This window comes from Nostoc sp. CALU 1950 (genome assembly GCF_051172895.1).
Lineage (GTDB): Bacteria > Cyanobacteriota > Cyanobacteriia > Cyanobacteriales > Nostocaceae > Nostoc > Nostoc edaphicum_A.
On the sequence record NZ_JBDNJQ010000167.1, the window covers coordinates 1 to 18156 of the forward strand.

Here is an 18156-nt window from a genome sequence, read left to right on the forward strand (position 1 = left end):
CCCCAGTCCCTTACCTCTACGAGTGATTCAGAAATCAAATCGGATTGCTATATAGCTTATTTATAATTCTATATTTTCATCTTTCAACTTCCATTATTTGAACCTCGATAAATTCGCTCCATCTGCTCTGGAGAAAGGCGTCTCATTGGAAACCATTCAAATGGAGAAACAGATTGTTTCTCATAAGGTTGAACATCATCTTGCGAGTTTTGAGGGGAACGCACTACTACATTAGTATTTGAAGCCTGGCCACTGAACGACTCATCTATTTCCGAATCTGGAAGCTGAGTTTGAGGCAAAACATAAGCGTGTTTTTGGGGATCGTATGCGAAAACTTCTCCTGTTTCAATGTGATAAATCCAAGCATAAATGCTGAGTTCCCCCTGATAAAGCTTAGAGTGAATCACTGGATATGTCCGCAAATTCTCAATTTGAGTAAGAACATTTTCGGCAATCATAATCTCTAGCAGTTCTTCGCCGTCGTAGTGACTGTAGTGGTCTATAACTAGCCTTCGAGTTGCCTCTGCATATTTAAGCCAATCATGTACGAGCGGCATTTCATCGCTGAGATTGTGTAACTTCATTAATCCTTTCATTGCACCGCAATGAGAGTGACCACAAATAATAATTTGGCGAATATCTAAAGCTTGAATAGCATATTCAATTGTCGCGCCTTCACCGCCATTACTTGCCCCATACGGTGGAATGATGTTACCTGCATTGCGAATGACAAATAATTCACCAACTTGGGCTTGTGTAATTAGATTTGGATCGAGACGCGAATCAGAACAGGTAATAAATAATACTCTAGGCTTTTGACCCTGTGAAAGTTGCTCAAATAATTGTTGATGTGTCGAAAAATAGCTAGATTTAAATTCGCGCAGACCTTTAATTAATCTCTTCATTACTAAGCTCTAGAAAAATTTGGGGGTTCAGAAACAAATCACATACATCAGATTGAGGTAGTAAAGATGACTTTCTTTCTACGTTTTTTCAATTGTAAAGATTACTATATTATAAATTCATTTAGTGCTTTTTATAACATCTATCATTGGGGTGAGTTGCTTTTTTCACTTCCTCCCCCCTATTACTTAGCAACTCATATTACTGTATCAGAATGCCTTGATCCTATTTCAAATTTTTGAATTACAAGTAATTAGTCGGACATGATATTATCTGCTCTGGGAAAATTTGATGGTCAGTTTGCGACATCAAAATTTTTGCCGTACACTGAGCGATCGCCTGCGGTAAGCTTTTTGGGTGAAGCTTGCAGGCTCACCGCAACACGTCTACTATAATTTCCAATTCTCCCCCTTACCCTCTTGCGAATTCTTAATTAGTTGATACACTTGTTCTTCATTAGCCCAGGGAACCAGCGCCTATGGTGCACATCAAGCGCGTGGAACTTACGAACTTCAAATCCTTCGGTGGCACTACTTCTGTCCCTTTGCTACCGGGGTGTACTGTCATATCTGGGCCAAATGGTTCGGGTAAATCGAATATTTTAGATGCACTGCTCTTTTGCCTGGGACTCTCCAGTTCTAAGGGAATGCGAGCCGATCGCCTACCAGATTTGGTAAATAACACCCAAACGGCTAAAGGACGCGCTTCTATTGAAGCTAGCGTGACAGTGACATTTGACTTGTCGGGGGAGGATGTCTTACCCAAAACTGCAAAGGCGCAGAGTGAAGAAGCAGAGGAAGTCGGAGAAGTAGAGGAAGAAAATCCAAAATCCAAAATCCAAAATCCAAAATTGGGCGAGTGGAGTGTTACTAGAAGGCTGCGAGTCAGTCACCAAGGTAGTTACACGTCAAATTACTATATTAATGGTGAAGCTTGCACACTGACGCAGTTGCATGAAGAACTAAGTAACCTACGGGTTTATCCTGAAGGCTACAACGTGGTGCTGCAAGGGGATGTCACCAGCATTATCTCGATGAATGCGCGGGAACGGCGGGAAATTATTGATGAATTGGCTGGGGTGGCGGCGTTCGATCGCAAAATCATCCAAGCCAAATCAACTTTAGATGAAGTGAAGGAAAAGGAAGATAGCTGTCGGATTATTGAAACGGAATTAACTGCACAGCGCGATCGCCTTTCCCAAGATCGGGCTAAAGCTGAGAGATATCAAAAACTTCGCACAGAATTTCTAGCGAAACAATCCTGGGAAGCTGTTTTATCATGGCGATCGCTACAAACACACCAAGAAAAATTAGTTCACGAAATTCAAACAGGCGATCGCAATTCTACTGAACTCACTACCCAACTCACAAACCTCAATTCCGAAATCGTCCAAAAAACTGCTGAACTAGAAGAACTCAATGCCCATGTAAAAGCATTGGGAGAAGAAGAACTTTTAGCGGTACAATCCACCCTCGCCACCCAAGAAGCAGAACGAAAACAACTCCAGCGTCAACTCACAGAATTACAAACAGCTTCCCAAGAAACTGCCAAACGTCTAACTCAAACTCAGCAAGAAATTCAAAAACACCGCCATTCCCTACAAGAAATTGCCGAAACACAAATTGTAGAGACGCGATTCATCGCGTCTTCCCAACACCAAAGGAATGAAGCCCACCAAGCCTTAGAAACCTCCCGCGAAGCCGCCGCCGAAATCGCCTCAGCTTCCGAAGCGTGGGTGCAGCAACAAACAGCATTCAACCGTCAAATTGAAGCTTTACTGCACACCCTAGAACCGCAACGCACCGAACAAGCACAACTCAGAGAACGCAATAATCAGTTACAGCAACTTATCCAAGAGCAAACTCAGTTAATTGAACGCGACGAACCCCTGTTAGCAGAAAAACAAACTGAGTGTAGTCGAGTTGAAACGGAATTTAACACCTCTAGCGAACCCATCCAAAATTTAGCCCAAAATCTCTCAGCCACAGAACAAGAACTGCAAATCCAACAGGAAACCCAAAAGCGGTTACTTTTTGAACAACGCGAAAAACAACGCCAGTTGGATAAAATAGAGGCGCAAACCCAAGCACAACAAGAAGTCCAAGGAACCCAAGCCAGTAAAGTCATTTTACAATCGGGAATGCCTGGACTTTGTGGTTTAGTTGTGCAGTTAGGAAAGGTGGAACCCCGCCATCAACTAGCTTTAGAAATGGCTGCCGGTGGACGCTTGGGACATATCGTGGTGGAAGATGATAGTGTCGCCGCAGCAGGAATTGAACTGCTCAAACAGAAACGTGCAGGGAGAGCGACTTTTTTACCGCTAAATAAAATTCACGCTCCCAAATTTACTCAAGATGCAACGCTGCGTTTTGCTAGCGGTTTCGTTAATTATGCTGTGAACTTAGTCGATTGCGATCGCCGTTACAAAGATGTATTTAGCTATGTTTTCGGTAACACGGTGGTATTTGCCAGCCTTGAGGCGGCGCGGAAAAACTTAGGACTGTATCGCATTGTTACCTTAGACGGGGAGCTATTAGAAACCAGCGGTGCAATGACTGGTGGTAGTAACAGCAATCGTTCATCCTTGCGGTTTGGCAATGCGGAAGCGGCGGAATCTGATGAAGCGATCGCTTTAAGAAGTCGCTTGGTGGATATTGAGCGAGTTTTAGAGCGTTGTACTGAAGCGATCGCCACGTTATCAGCCAGAACCAAAAAACTCACCCAGGAACTAACAGAAGCCCGTCAAGCGCGGCGCGAACAGCAGTTGCAATTGGAGCAGTTGCAGAAAGACATTAAGAATTTAACAGCACAATTAGAGGGGACGCGATCGCAACTCGCCCAAAATAGCCAAAAGTTAACCACTGCTCAATCCCGATTAGAAATTTTAGAGCGGGAATTACCTGGACAAGAAAATGAGTTGCAACAATTACGACACGCCTTAGCAGAGTTAGAGGCATCTCAAACTCCCAGTGAATGGCAACAAATCCAGGCAACCATTAAAATTCAAGAGCAACAATTGCAACAACGCGAAACGACGTTACGAGAAGCTGAACAAAGATTAAAAAATTTAGAAAATCAGCAACAACGTTTGCAAGAAAAAATCCAAGAAGGTGAAACGCGAATCACCGAATACGAAACCCAACAAATCTCTTGTACAGACGCGATGAATCGCGTCTCCACACAAATCACAACGATAGACGAGCAAATCACCCAAACCCGCGCCAACCTCAGCGTTATGGAGCAAAATTTGGGAGAAGAAAAACAAAAACGCGACGCTACAGAACTGGAAGTGCGATCGCACCTTTTGCGCCAACAACAATTGCAATGGGAAATCGAAAAACTCAAAGAAACCCAAGAGAAGCGGCGAGAGGAACTAATTGCACTGCAAAGCCAGTTGCGGGATGTGGGAGCAGAATTGCCAAATCCCCTGCCGGAAGTTCCAGATAAAGTAGATTTAGAAGAATTGCAGAAAGAATTGCGATCGCTTACCAAACGCTTACAGGCAATGGAACCCGTTAATATGCTGGCGTTGGAAGAATATGAACGCACTCAAAACCGCCTCCAAGAACTGACGCAAAAATTAGAGACACTAGAAGGAGAACGCACCGAACTACTTTTGCGGATTGAAAACTTTACCACATTGCGGCAACTTGCCTTTAAAGAAGCTTTCGATGCCGTTAACGAAAACTTTCAATCAATTTTTGCCATTCTTTCAGACGGTGACGGCTTCTTACAACTCGAAAATCCCGAAGATCCCTTTAGCAGTGGGCTAAATTTAGTCGCGCACCCCAAAGGCAAACCCGTACAGCGCCTAGCTTCCATGTCTGGGGGAGAAAAATCACTTACAGCCCTGAGCTTTATCTTTGCCCTCCAACGCTACCGCCCATCACCCTTTTACGCCTTTGACGAAGTAGATATGTTTTTGGATGGGGCAAACGTAGAACGATTAGCTAGAATGATTAAACAACAGTCACAACAAGCGCAATTTATAGTTGTGAGTTTGCGTCGTCCGATGATAGAATCAGCCGAACGCACAATTGGCGTTACTCAAGCACGAGGAGCTTACACTCAAGTTTTGGGGATTAAGTTACAATCATCCAATACACCTGCTTGAGTTTTTGTTAATAATAGTGTATAGATAAACCGGATTCGAGATCAGGACTCGGTATAGAATGACCTCCGAACAGATAATTAGGCGTTCCGACATATTAAATACCCAGGTGATTACCCGCGACAACGGCAAGCGGCTAGGCATAATCAGTCAAGTCTGGGTTGATATTGATCAGCGAGAGGTTGTGGCTCTTGGTTTGCGAGACAGCCTGATCTCTATTTCGGGCATACCGCGCTACATGTACCTCAACAACATCAGCCAGATTGGTGATGTCATCCTAGTTGATAACGAAGATGTAATTGAAGATATCGAAGTTGAATCTCTCAGTAATCTGATTAACTGGGAAGTAATTACAGAAACAGGTGAAGTACTAGGCAAAGTTCGGGGTTTCAAGTTCGACGGCGAAACCGGGAAGCTTAACTCCATAGTTATTGCTTCTTTAGGATTGCCCCAAATTCCCGATCAATTTGTGAGTACTTATGAGTTCTCAGTAGATGAAATTGTCAGCACTGGCCCCAATCGGTTGATTGTGTTTGAGGGAGCCGAAGAACGGGTAGACCAGTTGACAGTTGGTTTACTAGAGCGCCTGGGTATCGGTAAAGCACCCTGGGAGCGCGATGAAGATACAGAATACGGCGGCTATACTCCACCGCGCCAAGTTGCACCACCCAATCAACTGCCTAGTGGAGTGCCATTGCAGCCACCCAGGCAAAAAGTTCGCGCCCCCGAACCAGTAGCGCGGGAAGAAGAATGGACAGAAGACTATGTGGAAGAAGAAAGGCCACAGCGTCAGGTAATGAAGGCACGGCAGTATGAATCTATTCAATACGAAGAAGACGAGGAAGAAGATAACTGGAGCGAGGCAACGGGCAACGACAGATATCAACAACCGCAGCAGCCGCTAAAGTATGAAGCCAAGCCTTACAGCAAGCCTTATGTTGATGAATACGATGATTATGACGACGTAGAGGGCGATGCTTGGGAAGATGAGCCGAAGCCTGTGAATATTCCCAAAAAAATCAAGGAAAGACAGCCAGAATACGAAGAAGAAGGTGGATATTAAGTAATTCGTAATTCGTAGTTCGTAATTAAATTTCAAGATTAGTCTAGCTCTTTCCTTAGAAGTAAGGAGGGGGCTAATTTTTAGTCTGGATAATGGTTTTATGACTAAATTGTGTGTAATTAATTTTGTTTAAGTACTTATAGCGAAGACACTGTAGGCGATAGCTCTAATATTTTTTGTCAATTTTCATTTTTATAAACCTTGCTACGATGTCCGACATCTATAACATTTACCAATAAAACATCATCGAAAATATCGTATATAACTCGATAATCGCCTACTCTAATTCGATATGTGTTTTCTCCACCCTGTAACTTTTTAACTCCATTGGGACGTGGTTCTATAGCCAACTCATCTATTTTGGGTTGTATGCGATCTTGTAATTCTTGAGATAATTTTTTAAACATTTTTCTAGCACCTTTGGTAAATTTAATTTCGTAAGTCACGCTACGTCCTTTTTTCTTTCATTAGCGATTTCCTTTTTAATATCGTCCCATGCGATAAGACTATTATTTTCTAGATCACTTTTAGCAGCATGATAGGCTTTTAAATCGTTCTCGTCCTCTTCATCTTCGATTTTTTCAAGTAGTGCATGAATTTCATCTAGAGTACTGTCGTAAGCTTGGTTTAGCAGTACGTTGATAGCTTTGATTAATTGTTCGCGTTCGTGTTCGGTTTTCATAATTAAGCCTCTTTAAGATTGTTAAGTTTGATTAATTTATCAATTCTATTTTTTACAATGTATGTTTTGAAAACTCAATATCATCTAAGGGTAATAATCCTTCGTCCACGTCGGCAAAGTCTTCGTCCAGTGGTTCAAGGGTGGAAAGGGTTTCCAGGAGGGATTTTTTCTTGATGGGGGAAATGATGGCGAAGGGGATACCGTTTTGGGTAATAGTGAGCGGTTCGCCTGTTTTTTGGGCTTGGTTGAGTAGGGTTTGGATGGTTTCGGGGAGATCGGAAAGGGTGATTTGTGTCATGGTGGGTTCTGGGGTTAGCGGATGGGGGCCTGGCGCACATCTATTTTACCTGTGACGGCGTTGGTGATGAGGGCGGTGCGATATTCAAAACAAGATTAAATCCGGGATTCCACGAGCCAGAACTGTCACACCACAATTAAATGGATCTATCTAGTACTTATGAACTAATTAACTCTAGGATCAATGCTAAAACAGTTTGTAACTAATTAGTGAACGTGAGTTCGACAAGTCTTATTTGACCTCTCCCCCAGCCCCTCTCCGACGCGGAGAGGGGAGCAAAAAGCGGAATTTTTCTTGCTCCTCCCTTTCCGTTTCGGAGAGGGAGGCTGAGAGGGAGAGGTTCATCGAACTCACGTTAATTAGTTAACTGTTCAGAAACTCACTAAAAACTGCTAGCGTCAAACAAAGGAAAATACTGTTGTGGACTTTCGAGTTTGAAAACCCGTTCTAATTATTTGCAACTACTGCCTTATATCCAACTCCAGTGGCAAACCATCGCCAAAGGACTTGTTGGTATCTTGGGATACGTACTGGCGACATTAGTGTTGATCAATCTTGCCGGGAAATTGGCAACTCCCTTTGCACAAGGTAATGTAGTAGCGATCGCTCAAATAACTGGCAGCTGTGCCTTAGTCTTTCTTGTCAGAGGCTTATTTCAGTCTATACAAGATATGTACATGGCGAAAGCTGCTTTGCGAGTGGCTTTTCATCTCCGCCAGCAAGTCTACGCACATCTTCAAAAGTTAAATCTCAGCTATTTTGAAACGGCAAAAGCAGGTGATTTATCTTACCGCCTCACAGAAGATGTTGACCGCGTTGGCGAAGTGGTAAATAAAGTATTTCACGACTTTATCCCCTGCATTTTGCAATTGGTAGCAATTCCAATTTACATGGTTTACCTAAATTGGCAACTGACACTCGCAACAGTCATAATTGCCCCGCTGATGGGTATTTTAATCGGCTGGTTTGGTGAACGGTTGGGCAAGTATTCCTTAAAAAGTCAAAATCGCGTGTCGGGTTTATCAGCCATCCTGGCAGAAGTTTTCAATGGTATTCGTTTGGTACAAGCTTTTGCTGCCGAAAATTACGAAATCGCCCGCTTTGGCTATGAAGCAGAACGCAGCCTGAAAGCAAAATACTCAGCCGAACGCCTCAAAGCAATTCAGATTCCCATCATCGGATTTCTCGAAGCCTTAAGTGCGTTATCGTTACTGATTGTGGGAGCGTGGCAAATTTCCCAAAACAACTTGACAGTGGCGAATTTTTTCAGCTATCTGGCGGCGGCGGCGCTGTTAATTGATCCCATTGGTCATACTACTAATAACTACAACGAATTTAAGCAGGGTGAGGCATCTGTTGACCGCGTTTTTGAATTGATGGCAATTCAGCCGACGGTGATCGAAAAGATAAATGCGATCGCTCTCCCCCCAGTCAATGGCAAAGTAGAATATCGTCATATTTCCTTCGCCTATAAACCAGGTGAACCCGTATTAAAAGATATCAGTTTATTGGTATCGCCAGGTGAAGCGATCGCTCTTGTGGGTTCTTCTGGTGCTGGTAAAACCACTTTTGTGAATCTTTTACCCCGTTTTTACGATCCTGAAGTTGGTCAAATATTAATTGACGATGTTGATATTCGGGATGTGAAGCTGCATAGTCTGCGGCGACAAATTGGGATTGTTCCTCAAGAAACCATCATGTTTTCGGGGACAATTGCTCAAAATATCGCCTTTGGACAAGATATTTTTGACATAAAAGCAGTGAAAGAGGCGGCGAAAATTGCTAATGCTCATCAGTTTATTAGCCAACTGCCAGAGGGTTATAAGACTTGGGTGGGTGAACGTGGGGTAAACTTATCTGGTGGACAAAGACAAAGAATTGCGATCGCTCGTGCTGTTCTCCTCAATCCCCAAATCTTGATTCTAGATGAGGCGACATCAGCATTAGATTCCGAGTCAGAAGCACTTGTACAGGAAGCGCTGGAAAGATTGATGGAAAAACGGACGGTGTTTATTATTGCTCACCGTTTATCAACAGTTAGAAGGTGCGATCGCATTTTAGTTCTCGAACAGGGACAAATTGTCGAATCGGGAACCCATGAAGAATTATTAGCTTTAGAACATCGCTATGCCCGGTTTTATGCCCAGCAGTTTAGTTAGCTATTTAATTTTTAGGAATTTAACATGGTTTTTGCAAAAATAATTTCGTTAACAATATCCATCACATCATTTATTACATCTTCTGCTGTTGATGGGTCATTGATATATTGATTCAGTGACTTGAATTTTTCAGGTGAGATATTTCCCATTAATTTACTATCCCAATTTGCCAGCATTTCGTCGAACACTTTTTTGGCATCGCCATTAGTGCATACAATAGGAATCACCGGAATTTTTTCTTGTTTAGCATACAGATAAGTTTCATAAGTTCCGCCGACACCCCCCACAAGAATAACCAAATCTGAATGTCGCAGACAATTGAGCCATTCATTAATACCTGACTCTGTGTATTCGACTTTTCCACCCTTAAATACAGGTTGTTTTCCTTGTGGAACAAAGTGGGTTAACTTATCCGTTAGGCGAATATTTTTTTGTGCTATTTTTTCAGCAAACTTATCCGCTACAACATAATCTACTCCCTCCCATCCACCTGTGATCAGGTTGTAGTTATATTCTGCTATTTTTTCACCAAGTTTTTGAGTACACCAATTAACTTCATTAGGAATATTAAAGTTTCCTGTTCCTGCAACTAAAATGTTTTTTGTACTTCTGAGTTGAACAGCATCATTTCTAATAGCATCATTAAGCTGATTTATAAATGCATTAAAGTTATTAGTTGGATTTACGCTTAATTTATCCGAGATGAAAAACATAAATTCATCAATTTTTTCTGAAATTTCTATAATTTTTGCCGCAACATTATGCATTGCTGAATATTCATAGGAAAATAGTTCGGAATCAATAATTTCTTCTATTTTTTCTCTCTGTTGCTTCCAGTATTTTATGTACTCGATCTTGCCTTCTTTGGTATATATATTGGCATCCTCTAAAACAACTGGAAAAACTCTTTGCTCATAATCCTTGTGTTTCATGATTTCAACAGCTTCAAACATACAGTATTCCGATCGCAAATATTTGTCGCTGACTACAAGAATTACATAGTTACCACGCCCGATTTCCTGCATGAATTTCTGTATACTCTTACCTAGCGTTAAATAGTTGCGATCGCGAATTAAGTTGTAACGTTCAGAAACAAGTGCAGCACAAATTTTATCAACCAATTCTTCGCGTTGTCTGCCTAATTCACTCTGGTTATCTTTCCATGCATACGATATGTATATCTGATTCATTTTTTTAGATTTTCTTAGATGCTATAGAAGTTTGGAAACAATTGGGCAAATATAATTTGCTAATACACAAACCAATCCTAATTACGTAGGCTTAAAAAACCAGCGTATGCAAAAATAATTCTGAAGCGAGGTTTACCAAAATCAGAACTTTCGATTTAGTCTGTGTAGACATGATTTCTAATCGCCAAAGCTGAATAAAATTTTACTTTTAGATTTGACAAAAAACCTACGTATTTTCTCGCAATTAAATCGGGATTTTTATAGTTCAATACAGTTCAGATAAGACCAAAACACTTGTAGAGACGGCGATTTATCGCGTCTCAAAAACCCACGATTTTGTATAAGTAGCGCTTAACCCAAGCGTATTAGTTTATAGTCGTTTTTAGAGACGTTGCAATGCAACGTCTCTTCTTAGATTATTGGTCGTGTCAATTACAGAAAATTTAATCTCAATAACTCTATAGAAATTAAGAATAAAATAGCTATAACTTGACTACTTTTTAGATTTGATTTGCTGCAATAAATCATAAAAAGGTTGCCAATTATCTTCCTGAGTAATTGGTTCCCAAATAGACTCAATCACAGGTCTTAATAATGCCGTTTTCGGATTATGAACAGTTAGAGTTTGGGCAATTACATCGATGCGATCGCAGTCCAGATCATTCAAAATTTTATGGTATAGTATGCACCAATCATCAAAAATTCCTGACGCACCCGGTACTGGTACAATATCTGAACTGTTCATCACAAAACCTGGTTCATCTCGCCATTTAGATGAAAAGCTGCGAGCCATCTCATAAAAAAATTGGTGATAACCAATTTGGCTCTCTTTCAAAAATTCAATCGTTAGATTCAATAGTTCTTGAGCTTGTGCATCTGGCAATTCCACAAAACCCAACTTTTTCAACATCAAAGAACTGTATTCAGCTTGATAATACTCATCAAACCTGGCTAATCCCGCCTCCATATCACCTTTATCAATAATTGCCTTAAAAGGTTCCTGGAGCATTTCTAAATTCAAGTGGCAAATACTTGGCTGATTGCCGTAACAGTAGCGTCCATAATAGTCAAAATATGCAGCTATAAAGGATGGGTTGTAAGTCGGGATAAACGCGTAAGGGCCATAATCAAAACTCTCTCCAGTAATCGACATATTGTCAGTATTGAGAACTGCATGACAAAATCCAGCCGCCATCCATTGGGCTACTAGTTCTGCCACCCGTTTAACTAATTCGGCGTAAAACAGGGCATATTTATCTTGTTCAGCAGTTAAGTGTTGATAATACTGCTCAATTACGTGGTCTAACAGCTTCTTAGTTAAATCTGGACGCTGGAAATAGTGCAGTCGCTCAAAAGTGCCAAACCGAATATGAGAACTGCTCATCCTAACCATCACAGATGAACGAGTCGGTGAAGGTTCATCGCCCCGCCAGAGGGGTAAACCTGTTTCAATCATGGTCAGACAGCGCGAGGTACGTACACCTAAGTGGTGCAGTGCTTCCGCAGCCAGAACTTCCCGTATCCCACCTTTGAGCGTGAGCAAACCATCGCCACCACGAGAGTAGGGCGTTCTTCCAGAACCTTTTGTGCCAAAATCGTATAATTCGCCATCATTGGCGCGTACTTGCCCGTAGAGAAAGCCCCTACCATCGCCCAACTGTCCGTTATATTCACCAAATTGATAGCCGTGGTAACGCAATGCCAATAAGGGTTTGCGCCCCTGAAATCGGCCAAAGGCTGTGATGAAATCTTCGTCTTTGACTACTTGGGGGTCTAGACCGAAACGGGGTAATAGTTCATCGTTACGCCAACGCAGGAGGTGTTGGGGAAATTCTGCTGCTGCAACCTCATCATAGTAGTCATCGCCTAGAGATTCTAAGGCGCTTTCGTAGTTGAGGGTGAGAAAAGGATTGCTAGAATTATTGTAGTTTGGAGTTTCAGCCAGAGTCATTACGAGCAAAGCTTAATTCATTCTTCCCTTAATACTACCTCTGGCTTCAGCATCAGCATAGATGCAAAAAGCGACCCATATCTAAAATATGGTAGCGCTACCATCAAAATCTAGAGCACATAATAATATTGTGTTCTATGATTAGAGCCTATTTATAAAGTAAATATTAAGTAGGGTATGTTACGGCTGTGTAAGAGTTTGAGGGTTTGAGAAAGTTTAATTTAGCTGTAACATACCATATTTCCAGGTGCGTTAAATCAGCGCCTAACGAACCTGGAAATTTAAGGTTTACTTTATGAATGGTCTCTTACTTTTGAATTGATAACCCTAAGAATTAAATTACGAATTATTTTAAAATTTAGGTGCTTGCCAATTAGGATTGATGAGACTTGTCAGAATATGATCTTCCCATTGCCCATTAATTAACAGATAGTCTCTAGCATATCCTTCAATGACAAAACCGAGTCTTTTTAGTACACTACCACTACGCCGATTGTGAGGCATATAATTAGCCATAATGCGGTGAAAATTTAACTCTTGGAATACATGTTGAGTCGCGGCTTTTAGCCCTTCTGTCATATATCCTTTACCTTGTTTCCTTTCAGCAAGGCTATATCCCACATAGCAAAAATGAGCAGCTCCTCGGACAAAATTACTAAAATTGACCGTTCCAATCACTACAGTGGGATTTTTTTTAGTAAAAATAAATAATTTTAACGATTGGCCATTGATAAATTCCAGAAAACTATTCTCTATCTGATACTGCCAATATTCTTCAGTGAAAAAACCATCCGCCCAAAGAGGATAGAATGGAGTGAGATAACTTTTATTCTCAATAAAGTATTTGAGAATTTGGGGTACATCTTCATGGATCGCTGCTCGTAATAATAGGCGATCGCTTGTAATTATTGGCAGTTCTGATATCATAAATTACTTAATCAGCGGGATCTCTTCCAAGAGCATTCTCTAAATTTTATAAATTCTCTCATAACCTGTGGTTGAGTAGCAGCAGTTAGATTAGCTGTCTCATTATCAGCACTTACGCAAGGGTCGCACTTATGCAAGGGTGATAGTTTTTCCATTTTTACCCAATGCCCTTTACAACAGAATAGAGTGAGTATTTTTGCTCTTAATCTGCCATTCAACCAAAATCTTGATAAGCTGATGTCTAATATCTAGAGCGGAAGGATTGAGAGCCAATGGGTGACAAAGCACAGTGCGGGGCATAACTTCGATAAAATCGCTTTGCCCAAACGCTGTACCGCAGGAAATTCAAGCAAAAGACAGCTCTTGATTAACCCAGTTTACAAGAAGGATAGTGATGTGGTGGGAATACGCTACGATTGGCAGGAATTAGAGATTCGGGCGATATACAACACGCCATTGCTAGAGCTTGTTTATCAAGCTGCTAGCGTGCATCGCCAATATCATGACCCAACAAAAATACAAGTTTGTAAGCTCATATCGATTAAAACGGGAGGTTGTCCAGAAGATTGTAGCTACTGTGCCCAATCTTCCCGCTATAAAACAGAGGTAAAGGCGCAAGCACTCCTCGAAAAGGAAACGGTGGTTAACATCGCCCAGAAAGCCAAAGAAACTGGTGTTAGTCGCATCTGCATGGGTGCTGCTTGGCGAGAAGTGCGGGATAACTCACAATTTGAGGAAGTCCTGGACATGGTCAAGGATGTAACCGCAATGGGTTTAGAAGTGTGCTGCACTCTAGGTATGTTGACGGCAAATCAGGCCAAAAAATTGGAAGAAGCGGGACTTTATGCCTACAACCATAACTTAGATACCTCGCAGGAATATTACAGCACAATTATTACCACAAGGACATATAGCGATCGCTTGAACACGATTGAGAATGTCCGTCAGACAAATGTCACTGTCTGTTCCGGCGGCATCCTGGGTTTGGGCGAAACTGTAGATGACCGTGTTGGAATGTTACAAACTCTGGCAAATTTACATCCCCATCCAGAGTCCGTGCCAATTAATATTCTTTCACAAGTGCCAGGCACACCCTTAGAAAATCAGCCTGATGTCCCCATTTGGGATATTGTGCGGATGATTGCCACAGCCAGAATTTTAATGCCAGCTTCCGATGTGCGTCTTAGTGCCGGTAGAGCTAGACTTTCTCAAGTTGAGCAAGCTTTCTGCTTTATGGCAGGAGCTAATTCTATCTTTTCCAGCGACGACAATAAGATGTTGACGGTAACAACTCCCTGCCCAGATTACGATACTGACCGAGAAATGCTGAATTTACTTGGTTTGGGAATGCGTCCACCTTCCCAAAGACAAGAGAAGGTAGCAAGTCCGGCTGTTGTAGGATAAATATCTTTTTGTGGGATAGTCGAAACGGCCATCCCACAATAAATAATTGGATATTTTTTATCTAAATTTCCTAAGCAGGTGTCAATAAAATCAACTGCTGTTGTAAAAGGGTTCTTACCCCATCTAATCCCAGTTCTACACCTGCCAAAATTTCTGCAATTGTGGAATTTTTATCACACTTTTGCATAAACTCAAACTCCGCTACAGATAAATTAACTATCTGGTAATCGTAATTAAAGAAACATTGACTGGGAAATCCCTCAATACAAGGATTCAGTTCGGGAATCGCTGCTAGAAGAACATTATCCTCTGACCAGTCAGCTTTGATTAAAGGAGGACGACTGAGGAAAAACTCGTAATGAGTTACTTCTGGGTCTAATAATTCTATCAGGCGGTAAAGCTGGCGATCGCTCAATTCTTTTGCCCGTTCCACTAACTCTGGTGCTTTGCCTAAAAGTCTCTCCAAATCCCAAAAGCTCGGATTCGAGAAACCAATAAATTCCAATCCTGAAGCATCAATTAATTCAAACAGCGTCTCAATGTTGTAGTCAATTTCTTGAGGATGAACGTACATATCGGCAAAGTATTCATCCTTATTGTTTTCTAATGACCAACGTTGTTTATCGTATTTGACAATTCGATTATTTTCTGGTAAAGAAGCAAATATTTGTCGCCCAACTTGGACACCATCGCGGTAGTCGCCTTTTTTGTCACCTTGAATAAGTGCGATCGCTTTTTGCATGAGTTGAATTTCCCAGCGTCCCAACTCCCCATACACAAAAATGTGCATTAAGCCGCCTGGGGCTAACTTCTTCGCCAAAGCTTGAATCCCGCGAATGGGATCGGGGGTATGATGCAAAACGCCAACACAGTTAATTAAATCAAACTCACCAGGCAGCTGTTCCACATCAAACAAACTGAGGTGATGAAATTCAACGCGGTTAGCCCCTGAACGCTGACAACGTTCTTTGGCTACAGCTAAAGCACCCGTACTGAGGTCAATTCCTACAACAGAAGCTTGAGGATTGAGGTGAACCAGGTACTCTGTACCCACACCAGTACCGCAACCTGCATCTAAAATCCGAATATCTTGCCTTTGGGGTTTTTGACCTGTGCAGAAGTTATGAGCGGCTAGCCAATTCCAGCGCCAGTTGTAACCTGGAGGTGGTTCATCCAACAGGGCTTCCGGCGGAAAGGGGTAGGTATTGTAGAGTTTGGCAACAGCAGCACTAACAGTTTGGGAATCGGACATAGTAAGTAAATCTTGGGGCAATTCTGAGTTTATCGAATATTTGTTGCTCACAGCCAAGAAGTTTTACCACCCGTTTTCAGGAAGTTGAGTTAAACTGGTTTGTTGTATAAATTTTACATTTGGCATTAACAAATGGTTGCTCATCAAATGTCACCACTAATGAATAAACCCGTTCATAAAATTCTCTTTGGCAGTCCTGGAACTGGCAAAAGCCACAGAATAGTTTCCGAGATTATCCCTAATTACTTAGGTATAGATGAATGTACTAATCCTGAAAATATTATCAAAACAGTTTTTCACCCAGAATATACCTATGGGGATTTTATGGGCAAATTAATACCCATTACGATGAAATCGGGAAAAGTAGAGTACAACTACTATGAAGGGCATTTTTTAAAAGCACTCTCTCAAGCTTATAAGAACATTAAGGAAGCCTATGATAAAGAAGGTAAACAACTGAGTCAACCGAAAAATGTTGCTCTTGTGATTGATGAAATAAATAGAGGTAACTCCTCAGCTATATTTGGTACTGTTTTTCAGCTTTTAGATAGAGATGAAGATGGTTGGTCAAGTTACGGTATTAATCTAACTGCTATTGAATTTTTAAAGCTATTACAATTGATAGGAACTAAGTTTAGTTATGATGACATAGGAACTATCAACGAGTATAAATTGCAACCTTACGAAGGAGTTGCTAAGTTAGAAACATTACAAAAAAAAATTGAATATTTAAGATTTGATTTGGTAAATAGAATCATCAAAATTCCTCCTAATCTTTCTATCCTTGCGACCATGAACACTTCTGATAATTCCATTTACTTCATGGATAGTGCATTCAAACGCCGTTGGGACTGGGAATTTGTGAACTGGGATGAGACTAAGCCTAATACGGCGACATATGGAAAAGGAGGAATCTTAGACGAAAATGAATGGAAAAAGCTTATTAAAAACCTTAATAACTTTATCAAAAGCCATCATGCCTCGATTCGAGGAATTGAAGACAAGCAAATCGGGTATTATTTTATCAAACAGCCTGTAACTGCTGAACAAATACAGAATAAACTAATGTTCTTTCTGTGGGACAGTGTTTTTAATCGTGATAAAAAGCCACTGGTGGAGCTTCTGAATGTAACAAAAGATAATCTAGTAACTTTTGGAGATTTTACTAAACTACATAATACTTTTATAAAAAATATAATGAACCTTCCTGATTGACTTTATTATTACAATTTAAACTTGAAAAAGTAGCCTCGATTTTGAACGAGCCATGTTTGACTTCTCCAGCCTTAATATAGTTAAAAATACCAACGATTCTTTTATTGGTATTCGTAAGTCTAAATCGGAAGATAATTTTGAATTTTGTCTGCCAAATGGCTTTGATAATTTCCCAGAGGGTGACTTCGATGCAGTACGAAATTTATTTTTCAAAATGTATCGCACTTTTCGCAAATTTGAGCGTGATAATTTAGACAACACAAGATTCAAGACCAATAAGCCTGATTTTCAACAGGAGCAGGATCAAACAATTCTTTCATCTGGTGGAGTCAAGATGCAAACAGAGGAAGGAGATGTTTGTGTACTCTACAGTAAGATTAAAATGATAGAGCGAGTTATGGAAGCCTACGATGAACTTGCGATAAACTCAATTCAAAAAAAAGTTAAACGTAGTGAAGACATCGAATATTCTCAGATTCACAAGTATCTAGATCGCGCTATTTATCTAAAAGACAATTCAAATAACGATGTAATCTATGTTGATGCAATGGATTTACCACGTTCGACAGTACGTTATGAAAGCACTGACCTTGTAAATCTGTATTGCTACATTCTAGATGAGATTATAGAGCAATTAAATAGTGATGTACCAGATAACATTAAAGCACGTATTCAAGATATACACTTTCTTGCCCAACGTTTTAAAGAAGATTATCTAACTAGCAATCAATCTATTTTTAGCGAAGATAGCTTTGAAGAGACTATTAGTATTCTAAAAGAAGCGCTAGATAAGATAGATAAAAATACTTACTACAAGGATGCTGACTATTGGGGACTTTATGAAGCTATTGAAACATTCCTCTACGGCGAGCTAAATCCTGAGCAAGGTGATGGTGAATTCTGGGGAGTACATGGTTTTTCCCTAATTTGGGAGGATATGTGCAACACCAGAAATGTTGAATCCTAATACAAAACTTTACATATCTAGTTACACTAACTCT

14 protein-coding genes are annotated in these 18156 nt (G+C 40.9%); 6 read left to right on the forward strand and 8 right to left on the reverse strand.

All coding sequences use genetic code 11. The features are described 5' to 3' along the window. Window positions 1-83: 83 nt before the first annotated feature. The gene (locus ABF638_RS30850; protein WP_435026680.1) at window positions 84-905 is read right to left on the reverse strand and encodes a carbonic anhydrase; all 822 of its coding nucleotides are present in this window, start codon (window positions 903-905) and stop codon (window positions 84-86) included. 476 nt (window positions 906-1381) lie between these two features. On the opposite strand from ABF638_RS30850, the gene smc reads away from it, so the two are divergent. Further along, complete coding sequence (smc, locus tag ABF638_RS30855; RefSeq protein WP_435026681.1) at window positions 1382-5017, forward strand: chromosome segregation protein SMC; 3636 nt, start codon at window positions 1382-1384, stop codon at window positions 5015-5017. Between the two features lie 58 nt (window positions 5018-5075). Further along, entirely contained in the window at window positions 5076-6077 is a 1002-nt protein-coding gene (locus ABF638_RS30860) for a PRC-barrel domain-containing protein (RefSeq protein ID WP_435026682.1), read from the forward strand. A gap of 179 nt (window positions 6078-6256) precedes the next feature. Here the strand turns inward: ABF638_RS30860 and ABF638_RS30865 are convergent, their stop codons facing one another. From ABF638_RS30865 to ABF638_RS30875, 3 genes are read right to left on the reverse strand one after another with little or no spacing between them, the layout of a single operon-like run. Beyond that, window positions 6257-6523: a type II toxin-antitoxin system RelE family toxin gene (locus tag ABF638_RS30865; protein WP_435026683.1), complete on the reverse strand. Its 267-nt coding sequence runs from the start codon at window positions 6521-6523 to the stop codon at window positions 6257-6259. Then, window positions 6520-6759, reverse strand: coding sequence for a hypothetical protein (locus ABF638_RS30870; protein ID WP_069070922.1), 240 nt, complete (start codon window positions 6757-6759; stop codon window positions 6520-6522). Before ABF638_RS30870 ends, ABF638_RS30865 begins: the two co-directional genes overlap by 4 nt. 52 nt (window positions 6760-6811) lie before the next feature. Next, on the reverse strand, window positions 6812-7057 hold the full coding sequence (locus ABF638_RS30875; protein WP_069070923.1) for a type II toxin-antitoxin system Phd/YefM family antitoxin: 246 nt from the start codon (window positions 7055-7057) through the stop codon (window positions 6812-6814). Window positions 7058-7491: 434 nt separating this feature from the next. On the opposite strand from ABF638_RS30875, the gene ABF638_RS30880 reads away from it, so the two are divergent. Then, entirely contained in the window at window positions 7492-9216 is a 1725-nt protein-coding gene (locus tag ABF638_RS30880; RefSeq protein ID WP_435026684.1) for an ABC transporter ATP-binding protein, read from the forward strand. Window positions 9217-9227: 11 nt separating this feature from the next. Here ABF638_RS30880 and ABF638_RS30885 read toward each other — a convergent pair whose 3' ends face one another. The 3 genes from ABF638_RS30885 to ABF638_RS30895 form a co-directional block, all read right to left on the reverse strand. Continuing rightward, window positions 9228-10406, reverse strand: a complete 1179-nt coding sequence (locus ABF638_RS30885; protein ID WP_435026685.1) for a TIR domain-containing protein — start codon at window positions 10404-10406, stop codon at window positions 9228-9230. 493 nt (window positions 10407-10899) lie between these two features. After that, entirely contained in the window at window positions 10900-12357 is a 1458-nt protein-coding gene (locus ABF638_RS30890) for a protein adenylyltransferase SelO (protein ID WP_435026686.1), read from the reverse strand. Between the two features lie 351 nt (window positions 12358-12708). After that, the gene (locus ABF638_RS30895; protein ID WP_435026687.1) at window positions 12709-13284 is read right to left on the reverse strand and encodes a GNAT family N-acetyltransferase; all 576 of its coding nucleotides are present in this window, start codon (window positions 13282-13284) and stop codon (window positions 12709-12711) included. A gap of 396 nt (window positions 13285-13680) precedes the next feature. Between ABF638_RS30895 and bioB the strand changes: the two genes are divergently transcribed. Then, entirely contained in the window at window positions 13681-14688 is a 1008-nt protein-coding gene (gene bioB / locus ABF638_RS30900; protein ID WP_435026691.1) for a biotin synthase BioB, read from the forward strand. Between the two features lie 70 nt (window positions 14689-14758). Here bioB and ABF638_RS30905 read toward each other — a convergent pair whose 3' ends face one another. Beyond that, entirely contained in the window at window positions 14759-15940 is a 1182-nt protein-coding gene (locus ABF638_RS30905) for a class I SAM-dependent methyltransferase (protein WP_435026688.1), read from the reverse strand. 132 nt (window positions 15941-16072) lie between these two features. Here ABF638_RS30905 and ABF638_RS30910 point away from each other — a divergent pair, with 132 nt between their 5' ends. Continuing rightward, window positions 16073-17155 (forward strand): restriction endonuclease, encoded by a 1083-nt coding sequence (locus tag ABF638_RS30910; RefSeq protein ID WP_435026689.1) that lies wholly within the window; start codon window positions 16073-16075, stop codon window positions 17153-17155. A gap of 52 nt (window positions 17156-17207) precedes the next feature. Then, window positions 17208-18122: a hypothetical protein gene (locus ABF638_RS30915; RefSeq protein WP_435026690.1), complete on the forward strand. Its 915-nt coding sequence runs from the start codon at window positions 17208-17210 to the stop codon at window positions 18120-18122. Window positions 18123-18156: the final 34 nt, after the last annotated feature.

Bases quoted from the DNA above. Each gene is read 5' to 3' on its own strand.
- ABF638_RS30905 (WP_435026688.1), bottom strand. From the start codon at position 15,940: ATGTCCGATTCCCAAACTGTTAGTGCTGCTGTTGCCAAACTCTACAAT.
- ABF638_RS30915 (WP_435026690.1), top strand. From the start codon at position 17,208: ATGTTTGACTTCTCCAGCCTTAATATAGTTAAAAATACCAACGATTCT.
- ABF638_RS30890 (WP_435026686.1), bottom strand. From the start codon at position 12,357: ATGACTCTGGCTGAAACTCCAAACTACAATAATTCTAGCAATCCTTTT.
- ABF638_RS30910 (WP_435026689.1), top strand. From the start codon at position 16,073: ATGGTTGCTCATCAAATGTCACCACTAATGAATAAACCCGTTCATAAA.
- ABF638_RS30875 (WP_069070923.1), bottom strand. From the start codon at position 7,057: ATGACACAAATCACCCTTTCCGATCTCCCCGAAACCATCCAAACCCTA.
- ABF638_RS30885 (WP_435026685.1), bottom strand. From the start codon at position 10,406: ATGAATCAGATATACATATCGTATGCATGGAAAGATAACCAGAGTGAA.
- ABF638_RS30870 (WP_069070922.1), bottom strand. From the start codon at position 6,759: ATGAAAACCGAACACGAACGCGAACAATTAATCAAAGCTATCAACGTA.
- smc (WP_435026681.1), top strand. From the start codon at position 1,382: ATGGTGCACATCAAGCGCGTGGAACTTACGAACTTCAAATCCTTCGGT.
- ABF638_RS30860 (WP_435026682.1), top strand. From the start codon at position 5,076: ATGACCTCCGAACAGATAATTAGGCGTTCCGACATATTAAATACCCAG.
- ABF638_RS30895 (WP_435026687.1), bottom strand. From the start codon at position 13,284: ATGATATCAGAACTGCCAATAATTACAAGCGATCGCCTATTATTACGA.
- ABF638_RS30850 (WP_435026680.1), bottom strand. From the start codon at position 905: ATGAAGAGATTAATTAAAGGTCTGCGCGAATTTAAATCTAGCTATTTT.